The sequence below is a fragment of the Parvimonas sp. D9 genome, from assembly GCF_035282565.1.
GTDB classification, from domain to species: domain Bacteria; phylum Bacillota; class Clostridia; order Tissierellales; family Peptoniphilaceae; genus Parvimonas; species Parvimonas micra.
Map to the genome: position 1 here is coordinate 412600 of NZ_JAYKBM010000001.1, position 22245 is coordinate 434844.

Below are 22245 nucleotides of genomic sequence, written 5' to 3' on the forward strand. Positions count from 1 at the left end.
ACACTTTTAATATTGCTTTTCAATATCTTTAATACTACTTTTTATTTTAATTTATAAATTAAAATAAAAATATACAAAAAAAAAAAGACACCTCTACGGTGTCCAAAAATTTGTTAATTATTCTCCCAATTTAGTAGAAGCTAATTTAATTCCAGGTCCCATTGTAGTTGCAATAGAAACTGATCTTAAATACTTCCCTTTGGCTGCTGATGGTTTAGCTTTTATAATAGCAGAAATTATAGTTCTTAAATTTTCTTCTATTTTTTCAGCTCCAAAAGAAACTTTTCCTACTGGACAGTGAACGATGTTAGCTTTATCAACTCTGTATTCAACCTTACCAGCTTTAATTTCTTTAACGGCATTAGCTATATCAAATGTAACTGTTCCTGATTTAGGGTTTGGCATTAAACCTTTAGGTCCCAAAATTTTACCAATTCTACCAACAACAACCATCATATCAGGAGTTGCAACTATTACATCAAAATCAAACCAGTTTTCATTTTGGATTTTTTGAATGTAATCATCTGCTCCAACATAATCTGCTCCGGCATCTTTTGCTTCTTGAACTTTGTTTTCTTTACATAAAACTAAAACTCTTAAAGTTTTACCAGTTCCATGAGGTAATACTACTGTACCTCTAACTTGTTGATCAGCGTGTCTTGAGTCAACCCCTAATTTAACATGTAGTTCTACTGTTTCATCAAATTTTGCAGTTGAAGTTTTTACGGCTAACTCACATGCTTCTTTTAAATCATATAAGTTTGTTTTATCTATTAATTTTAAACTTTCTAAATATTTTTTACCTTTTTTCATTTATATCCTCCTTGTGGTGTTCGCTAATTTTTGCTCCCACTTAATATTACTCTTCTACAGTTATTCCCATACTTCTGGCAGTACCTTTAACCATACTTATAGCCGCTTCAATAGTAGCAGCATTTAAGTCAGGCATTTTAACTTCTGCAATTTCTCTAACTTGTTCTTTAGTTAAATTACCAACTTTAGTCTTATTTGGTACTTTTGATCCTGATTCGATACCTAATTTTTTCTTAATTAATACTGGTACCGGTGGAGTCTTTGTAATGAATGTAAATGATCTATCTTGGTAAACAGTCAATACAACCGGAATAATTAATCCAGCTTGATCAGCTGTCTTTGCGTTAAATTCTTTTGTAAATTGCATTATATTTACACCATGAGGTCCAAGTGCAGTACCTACTGGTGGAGCAGGAGTCGCCTTTCCTGCTGGAATTTGTAATTTTACTAATGCTTGTACTTTTTTAGCCATTTTATAGTTCCTCCTTAAAAACTAATGTGGTTTTCGGGTGCTAAACCCCTCCCACTCTCGTATATCTCTGTTTTGAATATTTTTCAAATTATTTTCAAATTTAATTTTTTATTACGTCACTAAAATCTAATTCAGCAAGCGTATCTCTTCCAAATAAAGAAACGAAAGCTTTTAATTTACCATTTTCTCGAGATACCTCTATTACTTTAGCAGTCAAATCTTTAAATGCTCCATCTATAATTGTAATAGAATCTCCTTCGTGTATATCCACATTATCATATGGTTTTGCTGAAACACCTAATGCTTCAACTTCTTTTTCTGATAGAGGTACAGGTTTATTACCTGAGCCTACAAATCCAGTTACTCCTCTAGTATTTCTAACTAAATACCAAGAAATATCTGTAATTATCATTTTAACTAAAACATATCCGGGAAATAATTGTCTTTCTTTAATTTTTCCGGTTTCTGTTTCTTCTTTAACCGTTGGAACAACAACCTCAAATATATCAATGTCATTTCCACGATTAACAACTAACTTTTCAATATTAGCCTTAACTTTGTTTTCGTGCCCTGAATATGTATGTACTACATACCATTTGGCTTCTTTTTCTTTAATATCCTTTAATTCTTCTGTTGTCATACAAACGGACTAAAGTCCTTCCCTCCTTAATAATTAATGGATAATTAAACCTAACAATCTTTTTAAAATATTATCCAATCCCCAAATCATAGTTGAACTAATTATAGAAATTGTAACTACTGCAAGACTGTAATAAAAAACACTTTTTTTAGAAGGCCATACTATCTTTTTGAATTCATGACGTACTCCACGCATAAAGCTAGTTTTCTTTTGTTTTTGATCAGTAGTTTTTGTTGCCATACTACTCTCCTCCAATCTCTAACTATTTTGTTTCTCTGTGAAGAGTGTGTTTTTTACAAAACTTACAATACTTATTCAATTCAATTCTGTTAGTTGTAACTTTTTTGTTCTTTTTAGTATTGTAGTTTCTATTTTTACATTCTGTACATGCCAACACAACTTTATCTCTCATAGAAACACCTCCTTGAAAGCTAAATTTGAACATAATTATACATTATATTACTCATAAAATAATAACATAAAGAAAAATAATTGTCAAGCAATTTAAGTCATTTATTATAAACTTTATTTTACAAAAAATTCTGTTTTTAAAATTAATAAATTTATCTGTTTTCTCTATCTTTTTTTATAAGATTTCTAAGTGCGAGTATTGCAGTTTTAATAGCCCTATCAGTATCTTCTATTACATTATTTGAAAGATTTTGTTTTACTCTTTCTTGATTATTTACAACTAAAAATATTGAACCAGCTCTTGTATTTAAATAACTTGATACTATAAAAAGTGCTGCCGATTCCATTTCACTTGCCTTTGTATGAAGTCTTTTCCACGCTTCCCATTTGTTTAATAATTCATAGCTTACAGGTTTAGTTTCAGGTTGATGTTGTCCATAGAATGCATCTTTACATTGAACAACTCCAACATGATATTTTTGTTTAGTTTCAATGCAGGCGTTTGTAAGCTCATTTACGATATTAAAATCAGCAACTGCAGGAAATTCTATTGGTGCATATTCTTTTGAAGTTCCTTCCATTCTGATAGCTCCTGTAGCAACTACCAAATCTCCCGCTTCAACATCTAATTCAATTCCACCACAAGTACCAACTCTTATAAATGTATCTGCACCGATTTTATGCAATTCTTCAACTGCTATTGATGTACTTGCTCCACCAATTCCTGTACTTGTTACAGAAACTTTTTCTCCTTCTAAATAACCTGTATATGTTACATATTCCCTATTATCAGCTACCAAAACCGCATCATCAAAATATTTTGCAATTAGTTTACATCTTTTTGGATCTCCGGGTAAAATTACATATCTTCCAACATCTCCCGCTTTCATATCAATATGATATTGTTTTTCTTTTAATAATTGTTGTGACATTTATTTTTCCTCCTCATTTTTAAAATTCAATACTAATTCATAAGCTTCATTTTTTGAAATATTAAAATTATTTTTTAGCATTTTTACAATATCCTTATTACTGTACCCATCGTCTTTTAAATTTAATATCTCTTTTTCAATATCAATATCTTCTTTTTCTTCTGATATTTTTTCTACTATAAGAACTATCTCTCCTTTTACCCCTTTTTCAGAATAATATGAAATAATTTCTTCTAAATTTCCTCTTTTATACTCTTCAAATAGTTTTGTAAGTTCTCTACATACGCACACATTTATATTTCCAAATAAGAAATATAAAAATTTTAATGTTTTTAAAAGTCTATGTGGACTTTCATAAAATATTCCTGTAACATTCATATTTTTAAAACTTTGAAAATATTTTTTACGTTCTGAATCCGTTTTAGGAACAAATCCCATATATACAAAACTTGTCGCATCAAATCCGCTACCGCAAATTCCATTTATTAATGCACAAGCTCCGGGTAAGATTTCATAGGGTATATCTCTTTTTATAACTTCCTGCAAAATCACAAAACCCGGATCATTAATTATCGGCATTCCTGCATCAGAAATTACAGAAACAATTTTTCCATCTTCAATATTGCTGATTATTTCTTCAACTCTCTCACTCTCATTAAATTTATGGTAAGAAACTAATTTTGTATTTATATTATGAAATTTTAATAAGTTAAGACTATTTCTAGTGTCTTCACAGTAGATTATATCACTTTTTTCTAAAACTTCCAATGCTCTAATTGTGATATCTTTCATATTTCCTATAGGCGTTGGAACAAAATAAATATTAGAAATTCTCTCCATAATATATCTCCTTAATCTTATCAGTATATTCTCCATTTTTATCATAAATATAAATATTATCTTCAACTAATAGATTACTATTACCGTTTTTAACCAACTCAACCATAAATAAATGTGGCTTTTTGTCAATATTTGTAGAAATAAATTGAATCCTTTTAGGTTCTAATCTGAATTTTCTGGACTCGCTTAAAACATCAACTAAACGTTCCATACTGTATATTAAAAAAACTTTTCCGCCGGATTTTAGCTTTTTATGTGAAAAATCTAAAATATCTTCAAGTTTAAGTGAATATTCATATCTTGAAATCAAAAAATTTTCATCTTCATTTAATATTCCCGTATTCATTTTCTTATATGGAGGATTTGACACAATATAATCAACTGATGAATTTTCAAACTCGTTATAACATTCTTTTAAATCTTTATTTAAAAGAACAACATTATTCAGTTTATTTTCAACAATACTATGCTCAATAAGTTCAGCATTTTCATTTTGTATTTCTATAAGATATACAGTTTTTAAATTATTTAAAAAATTAATTCTAAAGCCTATTATTCCGGTTCCTGCTCCAATATCAATTAATATCTTATCTTTTTTAACTTTTGAGAAATAGGATAGCAAAATTGAATCAATGCTAAAAGAAAATTTATTCTTATTTGCAAATATAACACCTTGGGTGTTAGGAATATAATGTTTATCCATGTAATAACCTCCGACCTATATTTTACCATAAATACGCTTTAAAAGGAATTATTTTTATGATAGAATATACTAAGGTGATGATATGAATTTTACAAATCAACAATTTGATGCCATTAAACATTTTGAAGGCCCTGCTCTGATTTTGGCAGTACCGGGTTCAGGCAAAACAACTGTATTATTAAATAGAATTTTAAATTTAATTAAAAATCATAATATAGATCCAAGTGAAATAATTTCAATAACTTTCAGTAAATCTCAAGGAATTGATATGGAAAGACGATTTTTAGCTCAAAACTCTGAATTTAGAGGAAAAATAACTTTTAAAACAATTCACGCTTTTTGTTATGAAATTGTTAGAAATTATATGAAATTAAAAAACATCAAAAAAACTTTGATAGAAGGAAATAAAGAATTCAATAGAATTTTAATTTTAAAAAGAGTATATTATCAAAAAAATTATAAAAAACTATCTGATGAAGAAATCAATGATTTCTTTTCAATTTACGATTTTACAAAAAATAAAATGTATGATTTTGAAGGATATATAAGAAAAAATCATTTTATTTCTAATCGTTCTTTAATGTTAAAACTGTATAATTTGTATGATGAAATAAAAATTCAAAATAATTTTATGGATTTTAATGATTTGCTCATTTTAGCAAATGAATATATTTCAGCAGATAAAAAACTATTAAAGGCTTTGAAAAATAGATATAAGTTTTTCCAAATTGATGAAGGGCAGGATACTTCTACTTTGCAATTTGAAATAATTAGAAAAATAGTATTTCCTGAAAATAATGTATTTATAGTAGCCGATGATGATCAGTCAATTTATAGTTTTAGAGGTGCAAGCCCTGAAAACTTATTAAATTTCAAAAATATTTATCCAAATTCTAAAATATTTTTTATGGATAAAAATTTTCGTTCCACTAAAAATATAATAAAAATAAGTAATAAAATAATTCAAGGAAATAAAATAAGATATGAAAAGTCTTCAAAGCATACAACTGAAGAAAGTTCACAGATAATGCTATTTAAAGTTAAAAACTCCATTATTCAAGCGAGAGAATTGGTGAAAAGAATTTTTGAAATAAACCCTAATGAAACTATTGGAGTTTTATATCGAAATAATATATCTTCATTATATGTTGCGGACATATTAAAAAATAATAGTATAGAATTTTTTATAAAAGAGAATAAATTCGACTTTTATTCAAACCGAATATTAAATGATGTAAAAAATATCCTTTTATTTTCTGAGGATACAACTGATTTAGAAGTTTTTAAAAGAATTTATTTTAAACTTAATGCCTATATAAAAAAGGACTTCATTGCTAAATTGGAATACAAACCCTATAATCAATGTGTACTAGAAAGTTTACTAGATTTGGACGAATTAAATGATTTTTATCTAAATAAATTTACATCTTTAAGGAATGACTTTAAAAGATTAAAAAGGATGAAAATGGAAGATAAAATTGATTGTATTCTCTATGAGCTAGGATATGGAGATTATTTGGATAATTTTAATGACTTTTCCAATCTAAATTATAATCTAATCTTTGACTTGATAAAATATTTATCCAAAGATTTAAAAACTTTTGATGAATTTATAGAAAAATTGGACAATTTAAAGGAATTACTTAAAAATGCATCAAATTCAAATTCAAATATATCAATTTCAACAATACATTCTGCAAAAGGTTTAGAATATGATAATGTATTTATAATGGACCTAATTGATGGAGAATTTCCACAAAAGAGTATATTAAATTCTTTTGATAAAAAATTATTGGAAGAAGAAAGAAGATTGTTCTATGTTGCAATGACAAGAGCGAAAAAAAGATTGTTCCTATTTACAATAAAAGAAAGAAATAATCTACCTGTTGAACCTTCAATTTTCTACAATGAATTAAAAAACAAATATTAAAAAAGGAGCAAAGCTCCTTTTTTGTATATAAATTATTTATTTTTTGCCGCATTAGTTCCTGCTATAATTCCAAAAACTGTTATATCAGTAATTGAAACTGATCCAAGTCTGTTATTACCATGAATACCGCCTGTTGTTTCTCCTGCAGCATATAATCCCTTTATTATTTTTCCATTTTTATCCAATACATTTGCATCTTTGTTTATCTTAAGTCCACCCATTGTATGATGAACAGCGGGAACAGCTTTTAAACAGTAGAAAGGTGCTTTATCTATTTTAAAACCTAATCTTCTAAGATTGAATAATGTATCTTTTCCATTTTTTGAATCTTCATTAAATTTATTGATTGTTGCTTTTAAATTTTCCTTATCTATTCCGAAAAAGTCTGCCATTTCATCAATTGAATTTACCTTACAAAGTTTTTTACCTTCTATCAAATTATTATATTCGACTTCATGAGTAGGTAAAATATTTGATTTTTTCATTGACTCTTCGTCCCAAATTTGATATGCAACACTATCCGTTTGATCCTTAATTCCCATTGAAATTTCTCTTCTAGTAGCCAACTCTTCAACAAATCTTTTTCCTTCTTTGTTTACAAGTATTGCTCCACCAACAAGTCTTGTATCTCCAGTATATAAAAGTTTACCTGTCTCAACATCACAAACAGGATATAACTGAATTTTATCTAAATCTACAACATCAGCTCCAATAGCTTGTGCCATTTTTATTCCATCACCTGTTGAACCTGCAGAATTTGTTGAAAGAATTTTATCATCAATTTCTTTATCATTATCATAAAGCATTTTTTTGTTTGCTCCAAAACCACCTGTTGTTAAAACAACGGATTTCGCATTAACTATCAATTCTCCAGTCTTTATTTTAGCCTTAACTCCAGTAACTACATTATCTTTCGTGATAAGTTCATAAGCATTAGTCTCTGTTAATATTTCTATTCCCAATTCCTCAGCTTTAGCATGTAATTTGTTTATCAATTCTTTTCCAGATTGCCCTTTAGGAATTAAAGATCTCTTAACTGAATGACCTCCAAAAAACATAAGTTCGTCTGTCCACTCAACATTAACATCATCTCTTAACCATTTTGCACCATCAAGTGCATTATTAGCTAAGACATCTATAAGTTCTTTATCTCCTCCTGCTTTTTCAACATCTTTTTTAAATAAGTCGATACTGTCCTTTATATTTTCTTTTTCTTGTAACCAATTCATCGGAGCAGCATATTCAGCACCTGAAATTAAAGTATTTCCCCCTATTATTGGTAACTTTTCCAAAATTACAACATTAGCTCCAGCTTGTTTAGCTTTTATTGCCGCAATTAATCCTGCTCCACCTGACCCGACAACAACTACATCAACATTCATTTCTTTAGTTTCAAACTTTTCATTCATAGTAGGATTGTTTTTGAGTATTTTTTTATAATCAAGTCCAGATTTGTTTATAGCATCTGCAAGAGCATTTATAAAAGCCTTTGAAGAATAGGTTGCGCCTGTTACTTCATCTAAATTGAAATCTCCTGAATTCACTTTTTCAATCAATTTTTCAATAGCAAGTTTTCCTACATCTTCAGTTTCAACACTTTCCTTTAATGACACTTTTTTTATTTTATTATTTTCGAAACTTACATCAACAATGACATCTCCATTATGTCCTCTAGCTTTTCCCTCGTATGTTCCATTTACTGCAGATTTACAAGAAGTTAAAAATAATACAAAAACAAGTAAAAATGATAAGACTTTAAATAATTTTTTCATAATATCCTCCAAAACTTATAAAAGCAATTATAGTGAAATTAATTTTTCTTTATGTATATTATAATTTTAATTAAAACTTTTTTTATATTCATTTAACACATCAAAAATTTCATCAATATCAGTTAAAGTATTTATAGTATTTTTCACCTTATTAGAATCTTTAAAACCTTTTAAATACCATAAAATATTTTTTCTCATTTCTCTTATTGCTATTCTTTCCGGTTTAAATTCCAGCTCCAGTTTATAATGCCTTTTTATAGTGTCTATAACCTCTTCCAAAGTTGGAGAAGAGTATTTTTTTGTTAAATTATAATCCTTAATTTGTTTAAAAATAAATGGATTTCCTAGAGAATGTCTTCCAATCGCAACTGCATCTGCTCCTGTTTCTTCTTTCATTCTTACATAATCTTCAACGCTACAAACATCTCCATTTCCAACAACTTTTATAGGAACATGATTTTTCAAAGTTTTTATAGCATTCCAGTCAGCCTTTCCTGAATAAAACATTTCTCTTGTTCTTGCATGTAATGTAATCATATAAGCTCCAGCTTCAACAATGGCATCAGCAACTTCTAAAAAGTTTTTATTTTTTTCATCAAACCCCAATCTAATTTTAACACTTACGGGAACTTTAGAATTTTTCACCATAGTTGAAACAATACTTTTAACCTTTTTAGGATTTTTCATCAAGTAACTTCCCTCATGATTTTTAACAATTTTTGGAGCAGGACACCCTAAATTCAAATCAAGTTGATAAATATCATCTCTTTTATTAAATCTATTTTGGATTATTTCCGCCATAATATTTTCATCACTTCCAAATACTTGTAATCCAACAGGTCCTTCTCTTTTGTCAATATAAGTTATAATTGAAGTTTTGTCATTATCATAATATAATCCTTTTATGGAAACCATCTCAGTAAAAGTTAAACTCGCTCCCATTTCAATAGCTAAAATTCTATATGCAACATCGCTAACTCCCGCAAGTGGAGCTAAAAAAATATCTCCATCAAGCATATTATAACCCCTTTTTCATCTTATAGATTTCAAGCATTCCATCAAGAGTAAGTTTTTTATCTATAATATTAATTTTGTCTATATCTTTAGAAATTAAGCTGGAATATCCACCTGTTGCGACAATTTTCAATTTTGAAACATCAAAATTCATCTCTTTTACTATCTCATCAATCAACTTTTCAATAAGTCCTATATATCCAATTACCATACCAACTCTAATATTATCCATTGTGTTTTTAGCAACAATTCTTTCAGGTTTAAAAAGCTCAACTCTTGGAAGTTTGGCAGTTTTTAAAAATAATGCTTCTGATGAAATTCCAATACCTGGAATGATAGCTCCCCCTTGATAAACTGAATTTTCATCAACTACATCAAAAGTAATTGCAGTTCCAATATCAATAATTATTAAAGGCACTCCATATTTTTTAATTCCAGCAACTGAATTTACAATTCTATCTGCCCCTATAGTTTTAGGATTATCATGATTTATTTTAATTCCCAAAGCACAATTATCATCTATAATTATAGGCTTTAAATTAAAATATTTTTTTATAGCATTTTCAATTGAATGCATTACATCAGGAACAACCGATGCAACAATAACATCTTCAATTTCTGATTTTTTAATATCGTTAGCATGTAATATCTCTGTAATTGACATTGCATACTCATCACTTGTTTTATTTTTTATAGTATTAAGTCTAAAATCACAAATCAATGAATATCCTTCATAAACTCCTAAAACGATATTTGTATTTCCAACATCTATAACTAATAACATATATTTCTCCAATTCATTAATAAATTTTATCAAATTATAATTCTATCTAATTTTAACATTTTTTAAAAAATTATACAATTATAATATAAAAAAATAAAATAATTTGATATGAAGCTCTAAATCCCGGCAAATGAATTATGGGTGTATGTCAAAATATGATATAAATTTAAAAATAAAAGTTATACCAGTAATTTTAAGTATTTGTATTACAATATAGAAAAACTGATAAATCGAATAAATTATAGCTAACAGATATAACAGAATTTAAAATAGGAAATAATGCAAAAAAGATATATTCATCACATATTCTAGATACTTTTAACGAAAAAATTATATCATATTCAATATGCTTTAGTCCTACAATAAACTTTAACAAATAAGTCATTAAAAAAGTTTTAAAAACTATTATAAACAAAGAAAAAATAAACAATTCATACAAATCAAGGCTTTTATTACCAACATTGTAGTTTTATAAGGACATTAGAAAATAACAATATTAGACAAAATATGTCTAGAAAAGGAAACTGTCTATACAATGAACCAATAGAGAATTTTTTGGAATATTAAAACAAGAAATGTTTTATGAACAAAATTATTCTTCATATAAAAAATTAATAGAAAATATAAAAGAGTATATTAAATGGTATAATACGAAAAGAATTAAGGAGAATTTAAAAGGAATGTCTCCTATTGATTATAGATTACATTCCTTTAAATAATTTATTTAACCTTTCGTATTTTTTTGAGTTTGGCTCATTTCCTAGTCTTTTAATAAAATTTTAAAATTTATTCATCATCTTTTTTCTTATAACCAATAGCTGAAGCTACTCCTAAAGCTAAAATTGCTGTTAAAGCATAGTTTGCATTAATTATATTTGTTCTTGGAAGTTTATTTGTTTTTTTATTCTTTTTAGAATTATCTTCCGATCTAACATCTTGACCCGGTTTTTTATTATCATTGCCCGGCTTATTGTTATCATTTCCAGGTTTGTTGTTATCGTCTTGTTTATCTCCATAAACTACTGCATAAACGCTGAAATGATTAGTTTTAAATGTTACTTCTCCATTTTCGTAAGTGAATGGAATTTCTGATAATCCACCATCTATATGATATAATTTTTCTACTTTTGCTTTTACTTTAATTGTAACAGTAACTTCACCTTTTGGTTGAGCTTCTCCGTTATTTGCATCTTTTAAACTTATATCATAAGCATCATATTCTTTTCCTGCCAATTCTTGAGGATTAACAGCATTTGTTAAGACTTTCCAGTTTTTGTCTAAAGTATTAGTATCTCCTTTTACAACTATTGAACCATTCTCATTTTTAAGTTCTACTTTTTCAACATCAGGTTCTTGTGGCTTATCTTGTAGTGCATTTATTGCATCTGTTAAATCTTTTTTCGCCTTGTTAACTTCTTCTTGTGTTGCATCTTCTTTTGCTAAAACTTCTTCCGCTTTTGCCAATGCTTTTTTCATCAATTCTATAGACTCGTCAGTTTTACCCTTTGTTGTTTCAGGATTTTTTGCCTTATCTATTGCTTGTTGCAATGCTTCTTTATTAACTTCAGGAGCTTGTGGCTTATCAACTAGTGCATTTATTGCATCTGTCAAGTCTTTTTCTGCCTTGTTTACTTCTTCCTGTGTTGCGTCTTCTTTTGCTAAAACTTCTTCTGCTTTTTTTAATGCTTTATTCATAGCTTCTATAGACTCGTCAGTTTTACCCTTTGTTGTTTCAGGATTTTTCGCTTTATCAATAGCTTTTTGAAGTGAATCTTTATTAATTTCCTCTTCATATACTATTACAGTATCATAAATTGATAAAGTTTTTGTATCAATATCAACAACATTTCCATTTTGTTTAAAGACAAGTTCTGTTAAACTTCCATCTTTTTCAACTTGATATACTTTTTTAGCTATTTTACCATCTTTAATAGTTCTGTGAATAACAAAATTTCCATCTGCCATTTTTGAAACTTCACATCTTTTAACATTTATCAACTTAAATCTAAACAAATCGAAGTCTTTTCCTTCTAAACCCTTAACTAAAGATTTATCCGGTCTTATTGTTTGTAATTTTAAGTCTTTAAAATTCATTCCTGAAACTGTTGTATTTCCATTTGAACAAGTTATACTTGTATTATTTTTATTTTCTGAACCTTTTTCTACCAATTCTAAGAAAGTTGCATTTCTACAGCATGAATGGTCAAATACATATTTACCATCTCCCCATTTTTTAGGGTGATTTGGTCCTCTTTCTGATTTATCAACAAGTGTAAAAGGAAAGTTTTCAATTGCAAACTTATTATCCGGATCTTCAATTCTAACTGAATATTGAACATTTTCATATAATTCAATTGGAGTTAAAGGAACTCCCCACTCATCTTCTGGTAATGTTGTTGCAACAACTGTATCATACTCACTTGTAAAAATTACTTTTACTTTACTATAATCTTTAGGATTTGATTTATCTTGTTTTATTCTTACATAATTAATCTTATATTTTTCATTAATTTTTTCATAAGATTCTAAAGGTCTAACAACTATTCTTTCTATGTTAAGATGTGCTCCGGTTGCATAAGGGTTTTTTGTTTTATGTCTTATTGGTAAATTTCCTTCTCCATTAGCTCTAAAGTAAAGTTCACTAACTTCTTTTATAAATGGAGCATCTGCCATTATAAAGTCTTTATTTTTACCACTTGTAAAAAGTATATAATCATCTTTTTCATAAACTTCTAAAGGTGGAAGTTTACCATTAACAGTTTTTATTTCTGCAACTCTTTCTTGTTTTGTAGCATTATATAAATTAAATGTTACTTCCTCATTAGTTTTTAAATCTCTTTCCATATCATCTTGAAGAACTTTTATAGGTATTTCTGACATTGTAATTTTCTTATCTGAAAATTCACATAAATCTTCTACACAATTTCCTGTAGATTTTTTCTTCATTACAAATTCTGTTAAGACTGTACCGTCTTCTTTGTAAACTTTAAGATCTCCATTAGATTTTTTTACATTAATCTTAATATCTGATAATTCATATTCAACATCTTCTAATAATTTAACAGTATATTCTTCATTTTCAACTAATTTAAATTTAACTATACCGGAATTTGATTTATATGTTACTTTGTTATTATCTTTTCCTATAACTTCAAAACTTAATTCTTTTGCAATTGAAGTGTTACCACAAGATCCACAAAGCACATCAAATGTAAATTCTTTTTCAACAGGTTGAACCGGTGGTTGTACTTCCTTATTTTTCAATAATAAACTTGTTATTTCGTTATTTCCATTCATTAACCTATAAATAGGTGTTCCAAAATCAGAAACTCCTTTTATACAAGTAAATGTAACATCTTCCATTTCATATTTGTCATTAGAAATTAATTTTATAGTATATGTTTTGTTTTCTTCAACTCCAAAATTAATTGCACTATTATTATCCGGTTTTACAACTTTAGTTTTTCCATCACTTATAACTTCAAATGATACATCCTTTATGCTTGATCCTTTTTCATCTGTTACCAATAATGCTTTACTAATTTCATCTTCCGGATTAGATGGATTAGGAGTAGGAATTACAACCCCTTTCTTTTTTTCAACTGTAATAGTATCTTCATCATCTTCTCCATCAAAAGAATATTCACCATTTTCAACAGTTAAAAATATATCATTTGCTTGATAATAATCATTTTCTTCCAGAACAATACTGTAAACACCATCTTCCAATTTAGGCATTTGAGCAATTCCATCTTTAGAAGTAAATTCTCCAACTTTTTTTAGAGGATAACCAGCCTTAATTGTAAATTTTAATTCTCCAACAGTATCTTCATTTTTCTTATTCTTCTTATCCCAAGTAACAACATTTACTTGATGTGTTTCTTCAGCTTTTGTAAAAATATTTGAACTAATAATAGTTGTAAATACAATAATCAAAGCCAAAATACCCGACAAAATTTTCTTGATTTTCATTTTTTTACTTCCTCTCTATAAAAATATACAATATGTTTTAAACTAATAAACATATAATACTATTATATATTTATATATATCAAAGTCAACACAGAAAAGCATTTCATTAAAAAATTTAATATTTATACTTTAAAAATAAGATAATCTTATTAAAAAACAATTTAAAACTTCCGAAATATTTATCAATCGATTTAAGAACATAAACATAATTTTTCAACAAAAAAACGATTAAGAAGAAATCTTAATCGTCAAAATCTTATAAAATAAATATTAAATTACAATCCACGTTTGAAGAATTTACGGAATTCAGAAACTTCAGCAACACTTTGTGAAATTGATACTTTATATTTTGCACCGTTTACAAATCCTGGCTCAAATGTTATAGGTTCAAATTGATAATGTACATTTTCTTTATCAGCAACACAATAACCTACAAATGTTTTTATTGTTGCTCCATTTTCTTTATTAAAGAATTCTGGTTCTCCATATTCTGATAATGTAGCATTTACATCAATTATAACAACTTCTCCCTCTTTATATCCTACAATAAAATTACTATGTTTTGTAACTTTTACAACAACAGCATTAGTCTCATTTTGCATATGACAGTAAATTAACTTATATTCGTCGCCGTTTTCTACACAAGAATTGAAAATTTCACGCATCCTTGCCTTATTTTTTCTGTTATCTTCATCATTTGCTCCTGTTATAGCTTTTTTAACAATATCAAATAATCCCACTATTATTTCCTCCTATATTAATATCATTATTAAAAATTTTTTCACTAAAATTATATCATTTTACAAAACACATGTCTATATCAGCATATAAATAAGAACCCCACCCTTCCACGATGCTTTGCATCGGGTGGGTTCCCGGGAACCTTGTTATTTCACAATAAAGTAAGAAACAAATAGTATGTTTCTTACCATTGATTCTATTCATTTTTATTTTTTATAGATGCCTTTATAAAACCATCAAATAGTGGATGGACTTTATTTGGTCTTGATTTGAATTCAGGATGGAATTGACAAGCAACAAAATAATCACTGCCAGTATATTCTATAATTTCTACTAAATCAAGTTCAGGATTTATCCCAGAGAAAATAACCCCAGCCTTTTCTAGTTCTTCTCTGTATTTATTATTAAATTCATATCTATGTCTATGTCTTTCTTGAATAATTTCAGAATTATAAAGTTCTCTAGCTTTAGTATTTTTTAAAAGTTTACAATCATAATTCCCAAGTCTTAAAGTTCCACCAATATTTTCAACATCAAATTGATTTTCCATCAAATCTATAACAGGATATTTTGTAGTATCATCTTTTTCAGTTGAATCTGCTCCTTCAAGATTTGCAACATTTCTAGCTATATCTATAATAGCGATTTGCATTCCAAGACAAATACCAAAATAAGGAATATTATTTTCTCTTGCATATTTACTTGTTGCAATCATTCCTTCAATACCTCTTCCTCCAAATCCACCTGGAACAATAATTCCATCAAGCCCTTTAAATACTTCTTTGGCATTTTCTTCAGTAACTTCTTCAGAATTTATCCAATGAATATTAATCTTATGAGCATTTTTATATCCTGCATCTATTAACGCTTGAGAGACTGAAAGATAAGCATCATGAAGTTGAACATATTTGCCAACAAGTCCAATTTCTAATTCAGTTTTTACATTTTTATAAGAATCAATCATTTCTTTCCAATTATTCTTTATTATTGGATTTCCTTCAAGGCAAAGTTTATGCAAAACATAATCATCTAAACCTTGTTCATGTAATCTAACAGGAACTTCATAAATAAAATCAACATTTTCAGATTGAACAATTGCACTCTTTGGAACATCACAAAAAAGACTGATTTTATTTTTTATTTCATCAGAAATTTTTTCAGGACTTCTAACAACTATTATATTTGTCTTAATTCCTTGACTCATAAGCTCCTTAAAAGAATGTTGAGTTGGCTTAGTTTTTAATTCATCTGATCCTGGTATAGTAGGTACCAAAGTAGTATGAATAAATAAAACATCTTCTTTTTTATTTTCCGCATGAATTTGTCTAATTGCTTCAATGAAAGGTAATGATTCAATATCTCCGACTGTACCACCAATTTCAGTTATTATTATATCAGCTTTACTTTCCTCAGCAGCCTTATAAACATATCCCTTTATTCTATCAGTAATATGTGGAATAACTTGAACAGTTGCCCCGTTATAATCTCCTCTACGTTCCTTTTGAATTACTTCACTATAAATTCTTCCAGTAGTAACATTACTTCTTTGAGTAAGCTCTTCATCAATAAATCTTTCATAATGTCCTAAATCCAAATCTGTTTCAGCTCCATCTTTTGTTACAAAAACCTCTCCATGTTGATAAGGACTCATAGTACCCGGGTCAACATTAATATAAGGATCAAATTTTTGCATAAAAACACTAAAACCTCTGTCCTTTAAAAGTCTTCCCAAACTTGCCCCACAGATTCCTTTACCAATCCCTGAAACTACTCCTCCGGTAATAAAAATAAATTTACTCATTACATCCTCCTAATTTAATACTCTAAACATTTCTTCATAAGTTGGTATATTCCAATTTTCTCTTGAAACATTTGATTCAATTTCATCACTTATTTTCCTAATTTCTTCTATTTTTCTAGGAACGAATTTATGTAAACTAATTACTTCTTCAATTCCTTTTTTACTTCTAATTGTTTTTTCAAACTCTTTAAATTCTTCAAGTTTTACAAATAATCCTTCAAGTAAATTATTGAGTTTATTTACTCTTTCATTAAGCTTTGCATTTTTTATTTTATCATTTAAAATCATTTCAAAATTAAGTTCTTTTATACAAGATGGGATAACATCTTTATTAATCATATTAACCAATGTTTTCATCTCTAACATATAGGTATTTTTGATGTCTTCAATACAAACATCATAAACGGCACTCAATTCTAAATCGTTTAAAATATCATTTTTCAAAAGAACTTCATATTCCTTACTTTCTTTAGCACATAACAAAGCTTCTAAATATGTTCTATTATTTTTAAGTCCTCTTCTTTCTGCCTCTTCAACCCATTCTTTTGAGTAATTATCGCCAGAAAATAAAATTCTTTCACTTTCAATAAAGATTTCTTTTAGAATATTTTTGCAAGCCACAATTCTTTCAGACTTATCATTAATATTTTCAACTCTTTGTAAAATATTTTTAAGCTCTGAGGCAACTATTGTATTTAAAATTATGTTACAATCTGCTGCACTTTGCATTGAACCTAACATTCTAAACTCAAATTTTCCATCAGTATAAGCAAAAGGTGATGTTCTATTTCTATCATCAGTATCTCTTGGTGCAAATTCCAAATTACTAATATTAAAATCATTTAATTTAATAGAATTTTTAACTTCCAAGTCTAAAATATCATCTAAAATATTTTCTATCTCATTTCCTAAATATACAGATACTATTGAAGGTGGAGCTTCATCTCCACCAAGCCTTAAGTCATTTCTAACACTGGAAGATGAAACTCTAAGCAGTGAAGAATATTTATTTACAGCAGAAACGGTAGAAACCATAAAAATCGCAAAAATTAACCTATCGATTTCATTATCCTTTTTTGGTAATTTTAACAAATTTTTCCCATAATTCGTAACCAAAGACCAATTATTATGTTTTCCACTTCCATTTACATTTTTAAATGGCTTTTCATGTAATAAACAGACAAGATCATGCTCATAAGCTGTTTTTCTTAAAACTTCCATAACAATTTGATTATTATCAACAGAAACATTTACTGTATCATATAAAATTGCAACTTCAAACTGTCCGGGAGCTACTTCATTATGTTCGGTTTTAGAATTAATACCTAAATCCTCTAATTTTTTATTTATACTATTATAGTAATTCATAACTCTTTTAGGAATTGAACCAAAATAATGCTGTAATAACTCTTGATCTTTTGGAGGCATTTCACCAATTAATGTTCTTCCCGTATTTATAAGATCAACTCTCTGTTCATAAAATTTTCTATCAATTAAGAAAAATTCCTGTTCTAAACCAACCTTAATTCTAACTCTAAAAATCTTTTCATCTGAAAATAAATTATATAAAGCTGTAGCTTGTTTTGATAAAAAGTCCATACTTTTTAAAAGCGGGGCTTTTTTATCCAAACTTATTCCATCAAAAGAAACAAAAATCGAAGGAATATATAAAATATTATCCATTATAAAAGCATTTGCGGTACAATCCCAATATGTATAACCTCTCGCCTCAAATGTTGATCTCATTCCTCCATTTGGAAAAGATGAAGCATCAGGTTCACTCTTTAAAAGTTCTTCTCCAGAAAATCTAACTATAGGTAAATTTTCATTTGATTTACTTATAAAACTCTCATGTTTTTTTGCGGTATTACCATTCAAAGGTTGAAACCAATGACAATAATGCGTCGCACCCTTTTCAATTGCCCACTCCTTCATTGCATGTGCAATTATATCAGCACTGTCTTTATCCAACAATTCTTCTTTTCTAATTGCATTTTTCCACTTTAGATATATCGGATACGGCAGTTTTCTTTTCATTGCACTTTTGTCAAAAGTAAATTTTCCAAAGTCTTCAATTCTGCTCATAATTTCCTCCTATAAAAAAATTGGTTTTCTTTTTACCTCTAAATAGAGAAAAAAAAAACCAATTTACTAAATTTTTTATTTATTCACTTATATTTTTGTTCGACCTACATTAATATAATAGAATATTTTTTCAATTATGTCAAGACTTAAAATAAAAATATTTTTTAAAACTAAATTCTTGATCTTAGTTTTAATATTTTATAAAGTCTTAATACTGAATAGATATAAGATGCAATTCTCATAGTTACATCGTATTTATTTTGTATTTTCATTATTTCGTTATAAGCAAGTAACATTTTATATTCTACTTTATTCAAAACATCATCTTCAGTCATATCAATACCTGAAATATTTTGCACCCATTCAAAATATGAAGCTATAACTCCTCCGGAATTTGCCAATATATCCGGAATGACTACAACATTTTTTTGTCTTAAAATTCTATCAGCAAGATAATCAACAGGGCCGTTAGCTCCTTCAACGATTAATTTTGCCCTAATCTTTTGGGCTTCATCTTCAGTAATAGAATTTTCCAAAGCGCATGGAATGATTACATCTACGTCTAAAGAGTAGAATTGATCAATTGAAATATGTTTTGCATTTTTATAATTATATAATGTATTATATTTTTCAAAATGAGAAATTAGTTCTGAAATATTAAACCCGTTTTCATTGTAGATTGTATAAACGCCTTTTTCCTTATCATATTCTGAGATTGATAAAATATTTCCACTCATTCTCTCTAAATGTTTTGCAGTGTTAGAGCCGACATTTCCAAAACCTTGAATAGCAATTCGCGAATTTCTTATATCTATTCCTAACTTATTTAGAGCCTCTCTTGTCATAACTGCAACTCCAACTCCTGTTGCCTCTTTTCTTCCATAAGAACCACCAAAACCTAATGCTTTTCCGGTAAAAGTTGCAAGAGTATTGTTTCCTGTCAATTTTATATATTCATCCAACATCCAAGCCATAACTTTTTCATTTGTATTTACATCCGGAGCCGGAATATCAAATCTATCTCCAATATATTTATACAATTCTTTTACATATCCTCTTGAAAGTCTTTCAAGTTCATTTTCGGATAATTCATTTACATCTACAATTATTCCTCCTTTTCCTCCACCAAAAGGAAGATGAGTCGCAGAACATTTTAAACTCATCCAAATGGATAGAGCCTTAACTTCATCAATATTTACACTTGGATGAAATCTTATTCCACCTTTATAAGGTCCCATAACGTCGCAATGTTGTGAACGAAACCCTTTAAAAATTCTAACCTTCCCGTTATCCATCTTAACGGGGATATTTATTTCTATTGTCCTTTCCGGTTCTTTTAAAAGGTCATATAAACTATCATCTAAATTTAATAATTCACAAGATTTCTTTAAAATCATTTGAACATTTTCTAACGGATTAATATTATTCATACAATTCTCCTATAAGTAATTTTCCCACTCTAAATATAATTTTTCTTTTTCTTTTATCAATCTCGATAAATCTTCACCAATCTGTAAAAATTTATCTTTATCATTAAAAATTTCAGGATTTTGAATATCTTTATTACAAATTTCAATTTTCTCTTCAATTTCAAAAATTTTATTTTCAATTTCCTTCAATTTTTGTTTTTTTGCTCTTTCTTCTTTTTCTTTTTCCTTTTTTTTCTTTTTTTCTTTCTCAATTTTAGTTTTTGAAATTATTTTTTCTTCCGCTTCGTTTTTTTCGTTTAATTTTTCCAAAAAATAATCATAATTTCCATAAAACTCAGTAATTTTTCCATCTTCTAGATACCAAATCTTATTGACAACCTTATTTAAAAAATATCTATCATGAGAAATGATAAGTACGGTGCCTGAATAATCTACAATTGCATTTTCTAAAACCTCTTTACTTTCAATATCTAAATGATTAGTCGGTTCATCTAAAAGCAAAAAATTAGATTTCGACAACATTAGTTTTAAAAGTTCAAGCCTTGCTCTTTCTCCACCACTTAATTCTCCAACAGATTTAAATAAATCTTCATCAAAGAAGTTGAACTTTGCAAGATGACTTCTAACTTCAAAATTATTCATTTTTGGATAGGCATCCCAAAATTCATCCATAACTGTATTTTGATTGCTTAGAGTTTTTTGTTCCTGATCGTAATAACCAATTGATACTCTAGCACCTAAATCACATTTTCCTTTTATAGCCTCAAGATTATTACAAATTATTTTAAATAAAGTTGTCTTTCCTACTCCATTCTTTCCTACAAGACCGATTTTATCTCCCTTATAAACATTTAGATTTATATCATCAAATAAAATTTTATCATTAAAGCCCATTGATAAATCTGAAATAGTTAAAACATCTTTTCCGGATTCCACTTCCGGAACCAGTTTTAATTTCATGGAATTTTTATATATTTCAGGATTTTCAATCAAATCCATTTTATCAAGTAGTTTGCGTCTTGAACTTGCCTGCTTTATAAATCTATTGTTTCCATAATTTTCAAATCTTTGAATAATTTCTTTCTGTCTTGAAATCTCTTTTTGTTGTTTTTCATAAAGATGTCTATTAACTTCAAAGTCTTTTTCACGTCTTGAAATATATTCATCGTATCCGCAATTAAAACTTTTTAATTTTTTATTTTCTATTGAAAAAATCTTATTACAAACAGCATTTAAGAAATATCTATCATGAGAAATTATAAGACAGCTTCCTCTATATTCTCTAAGATAGCTTTCTAAAAACTGAATTGATTCTATATCTAAATGGTTTGTTGGTTCATCAAGTAAAATCAAATTTGACGGTTTAAGTAAAATTTTAGCTAAATGTAATCTACTCTTTTGTCCACCACTCAAATTATTAACTGATTTAGAAAAATCCTGCTCTAAAAAACCAAGTCCAAACAAAACTCCTCTAATTTTCGAATTATAAGAATATCCATTGTTCTCTTCAAAATAATGTCTTTTGCTTTCATAAATATCAAAAAGTTTGCGAATTTCTTCTTCACTTAAGTCCTTATTTCCCATTTCAATTTCTAATTCTCTAATCTCTTTTTCAAGTAAAATAATCTTTTCAAAAACTTCTAAGCACTCTTCATAAACTGATTTATCACTAGTATAAGAAATATTTTGTTTTAGAATAGATAGATTTATATTTTTTGCAAAATTAATGTCTCCACTATCTGCAGATAAATCTTTAATTAAAAGGTTAAATAATGTAGTTTTACCACTTCCATTATCTCCTACTATTCCAACTTTATCTCTATCAGAAATTGAAAAAGTCACATTTTCTAATATATTTTCACTTAAAAACGACTTAGTTAAGCCATTAACACTTAAAACAATCAT

At 27.6% G+C, this 22245-nt stretch carries 19 protein-coding genes; 2 read left to right on the plus strand and 17 right to left on the minus strand.

The window, feature by feature from the left end; translation table 11 throughout:
* Positions 1-117: 117 nt before the first annotated feature.
* The 8 genes from rplA to VJI94_RS02035 all read right to left on the minus strand — a co-directional run bounded on the left by rplA (position 118) and on the right by VJI94_RS02035 (position 4811).
* Positions 118-813: a 50S ribosomal protein L1 gene (gene rplA / locus VJI94_RS02000; RefSeq protein WP_324008118.1), complete on the minus strand. Its 696-nt coding sequence runs from the start codon at positions 811-813 to the stop codon at positions 118-120.
* A 46-nt stretch (positions 814-859) separates the two neighbouring features.
* Positions 860-1285 (minus strand): 50S ribosomal protein L11, encoded by a 426-nt coding sequence (gene rplK / locus VJI94_RS02005; protein WP_004833221.1) that lies wholly within the window; start codon positions 1283-1285, stop codon positions 860-862.
* A gap of 100 nt (positions 1286-1385) precedes the next feature.
* Positions 1386-1925 carry a transcription termination/antitermination protein NusG gene (gene nusG / locus VJI94_RS02010; protein WP_324008119.1) on the minus strand — a complete coding sequence of 180 codons (540 nt, stop codon included), beginning with the start codon at positions 1923-1925 and terminating at the stop codon, positions 1386-1388.
* Between the two features lie 33 nt (positions 1926-1958).
* Entirely contained in the window at positions 1959-2165 is a 207-nt protein-coding gene (secE, locus tag VJI94_RS02015; protein WP_004833219.1) for a preprotein translocase subunit SecE, read from the minus strand.
* A 22-nt stretch (positions 2166-2187) separates the two neighbouring features.
* Positions 2188-2337: a 50S ribosomal protein L33 gene (gene rpmG, locus VJI94_RS02020; RefSeq protein WP_009372623.1), complete on the minus strand. Its 150-nt coding sequence runs from the start codon at positions 2335-2337 to the stop codon at positions 2188-2190.
* Positions 2338-2488: 151 nt separating this feature from the next.
* A complete protein-coding gene (udp, locus tag VJI94_RS02025) occupies positions 2489-3268 on the minus strand; it encodes a uridine phosphorylase (protein ID WP_324008120.1) in 780 nt (259 codons plus the stop codon).
* Positions 3269-4108, minus strand: a complete 840-nt coding sequence (gene rsmI, locus VJI94_RS02030) for a 16S rRNA (cytidine(1402)-2'-O)-methyltransferase (RefSeq protein ID WP_324008121.1) — start codon at positions 4106-4108, stop codon at positions 3269-3271.
* Positions 4092-4811 (minus strand): tRNA1(Val) (adenine(37)-N6)-methyltransferase, encoded by a 720-nt coding sequence (locus VJI94_RS02035; RefSeq protein WP_324008122.1) that lies wholly within the window; start codon positions 4809-4811, stop codon positions 4092-4094. Before VJI94_RS02035 ends, rsmI begins: the two co-directional genes overlap by 17 nt.
* A gap of 82 nt (positions 4812-4893) precedes the next feature.
* Between VJI94_RS02035 and VJI94_RS02040 the strand changes: the two genes are divergently transcribed.
* A complete protein-coding gene (locus tag VJI94_RS02040; RefSeq protein ID WP_324008123.1) occupies positions 4894-6741 on the plus strand; it encodes an ATP-dependent helicase in 1848 nt (615 codons plus the stop codon).
* Between the two features lie 32 nt (positions 6742-6773).
* Here VJI94_RS02040 and VJI94_RS02045 read toward each other — a convergent pair whose 3' ends face one another.
* From VJI94_RS02045 to VJI94_RS02055, 3 genes are all read right to left on the minus strand, one after another.
* Positions 6774-8513, minus strand: coding sequence for a flavocytochrome c (locus VJI94_RS02045; protein ID WP_324008124.1), 1740 nt, complete (start codon positions 8511-8513; stop codon positions 6774-6776).
* 66 nt (positions 8514-8579) lie between these two features.
* Positions 8580-9530: a tRNA dihydrouridine synthase DusB gene (dusB, locus tag VJI94_RS02050; RefSeq protein WP_324008125.1), complete on the minus strand. Its 951-nt coding sequence runs from the start codon at positions 9528-9530 to the stop codon at positions 8580-8582.
* Between the two features lies 1 nt (position 9531).
* On the minus strand, positions 9532-10311 hold the full coding sequence (locus VJI94_RS02055; RefSeq protein WP_324008126.1) for a type III pantothenate kinase: 780 nt from the start codon (positions 10309-10311) through the stop codon (positions 9532-9534).
* A gap of 560 nt (positions 10312-10871) precedes the next feature.
* Here VJI94_RS02055 and VJI94_RS02060 point away from each other — a divergent pair.
* Positions 10872-11030 (plus strand): IS3 family transposase, encoded by a 159-nt coding sequence (locus VJI94_RS02060; RefSeq protein ID WP_324008169.1) that lies wholly within the window; start codon positions 10872-10874, stop codon positions 11028-11030.
* A 67-nt stretch (positions 11031-11097) separates the two neighbouring features.
* Here the strand turns inward: VJI94_RS02060 and VJI94_RS02065 are convergent, their stop codons facing one another.
* The 6 genes from VJI94_RS02065 to VJI94_RS02090 form a co-directional block, all read right to left on the minus strand.
* Complete coding sequence (locus VJI94_RS02065) at positions 11098-14283, minus strand: hypothetical protein (RefSeq protein WP_324008127.1); 3186 nt, start codon at positions 14281-14283, stop codon at positions 11098-11100.
* A 275-nt stretch (positions 14284-14558) separates the two neighbouring features.
* Entirely contained in the window at positions 14559-15023 is a 465-nt protein-coding gene (locus tag VJI94_RS02070; RefSeq protein ID WP_041954105.1) for a hypothetical protein, read from the minus strand.
* Between the two features lie 197 nt (positions 15024-15220).
* Positions 15221-16825 carry a CTP synthase gene (locus VJI94_RS02075; RefSeq protein ID WP_004833209.1) on the minus strand — a complete coding sequence of 535 codons (1605 nt, stop codon included), beginning with the start codon at positions 16823-16825 and terminating at the stop codon, positions 15221-15223.
* Between the two features lie 9 nt (positions 16826-16834).
* Complete coding sequence (locus VJI94_RS02080; protein WP_324008128.1) at positions 16835-18910, minus strand: glutamine synthetase III; 2076 nt, start codon at positions 18908-18910, stop codon at positions 16835-16837.
* A 170-nt stretch (positions 18911-19080) separates the two neighbouring features.
* Positions 19081-20340 (minus strand): Glu/Leu/Phe/Val dehydrogenase, encoded by a 1260-nt coding sequence (locus VJI94_RS02085; RefSeq protein ID WP_324008129.1) that lies wholly within the window; start codon positions 20338-20340, stop codon positions 19081-19083.
* Between the two features lie 9 nt (positions 20341-20349).
* Entirely contained in the window at positions 20350-22245 is a 1896-nt protein-coding gene (locus VJI94_RS02090) for an ABC-F family ATP-binding cassette domain-containing protein (RefSeq protein ID WP_324008130.1), read from the minus strand.

Coding starts and splice junctions, on each gene's coding strand:
- rpmG (WP_009372623.1), bottom strand. CDS start 2,337: ATGAGAGATAAAGTTGTGTTGGCATGTACAGAATGTAAAAATAGAAAC.
- rsmI (WP_324008121.1), bottom strand. CDS start 4,108: ATGGAGAGAATTTCTAATATTTATTTTGTTCCAACGCCTATAGGAAAT.
- rplK (WP_004833221.1), bottom strand. CDS start 1,285: ATGGCTAAAAAAGTACAAGCATTAGTAAAATTACAAATTCCAGCAGGA.
- VJI94_RS02040 (WP_324008123.1), top strand. CDS start 4,894: ATGAATTTTACAAATCAACAATTTGATGCCATTAAACATTTTGAAGGC.
- VJI94_RS02065 (WP_324008127.1), bottom strand. CDS start 14,283: ATGAAAATCAAGAAAATTTTGTCGGGTATTTTGGCTTTGATTATTGTA.
- VJI94_RS02085 (WP_324008129.1), bottom strand. CDS start 20,340: ATGAATAATATTAATCCGTTAGAAAATGTTCAAATGATTTTAAAGAAA.
- VJI94_RS02090 (WP_324008130.1), bottom strand. CDS start 22,245: ATGATTGTTTTAAGTGTTAATGGCTTAACTAAGTCGTTTTTAAGTGAA.
- VJI94_RS02035 (WP_324008122.1), bottom strand. CDS start 4,811: ATGGATAAACATTATATTCCTAACACCCAAGGTGTTATATTTGCAAAT.
- nusG (WP_324008119.1), bottom strand. CDS start 1,925: ATGACAACAGAAGAATTAAAGGATATTAAAGAAAAAGAAGCCAAATGG.
- VJI94_RS02055 (WP_324008126.1), bottom strand. CDS start 10,311: ATGTTATTAGTTATAGATGTTGGAAATACAAATATCGTTTTAGGAGTT.
- VJI94_RS02075 (WP_004833209.1), bottom strand. CDS start 16,825: ATGAGTAAATTTATTTTTATTACCGGAGGAGTAGTTTCAGGGATTGGT.
- udp (WP_324008120.1), bottom strand. CDS start 3,268: ATGTCACAACAATTATTAAAAGAAAAACAATATCATATTGATATGAAA.
- VJI94_RS02080 (WP_324008128.1), bottom strand. CDS start 18,910: ATGAGCAGAATTGAAGACTTTGGAAAATTTACTTTTGACAAAAGTGCA.
- VJI94_RS02045 (WP_324008124.1), bottom strand. CDS start 8,513: ATGAAAAAATTATTTAAAGTCTTATCATTTTTACTTGTTTTTGTATTA.
- rplA (WP_324008118.1), bottom strand. CDS start 813: ATGAAAAAAGGTAAAAAATATTTAGAAAGTTTAAAATTAATAGATAAA.
- secE (WP_004833219.1), bottom strand. CDS start 2,165: ATGGCAACAAAAACTACTGATCAAAAACAAAAGAAAACTAGCTTTATG.
- dusB (WP_324008125.1), bottom strand. CDS start 9,530: ATGCTTGATGGAGATATTTTTTTAGCTCCACTTGCGGGAGTTAGCGAT.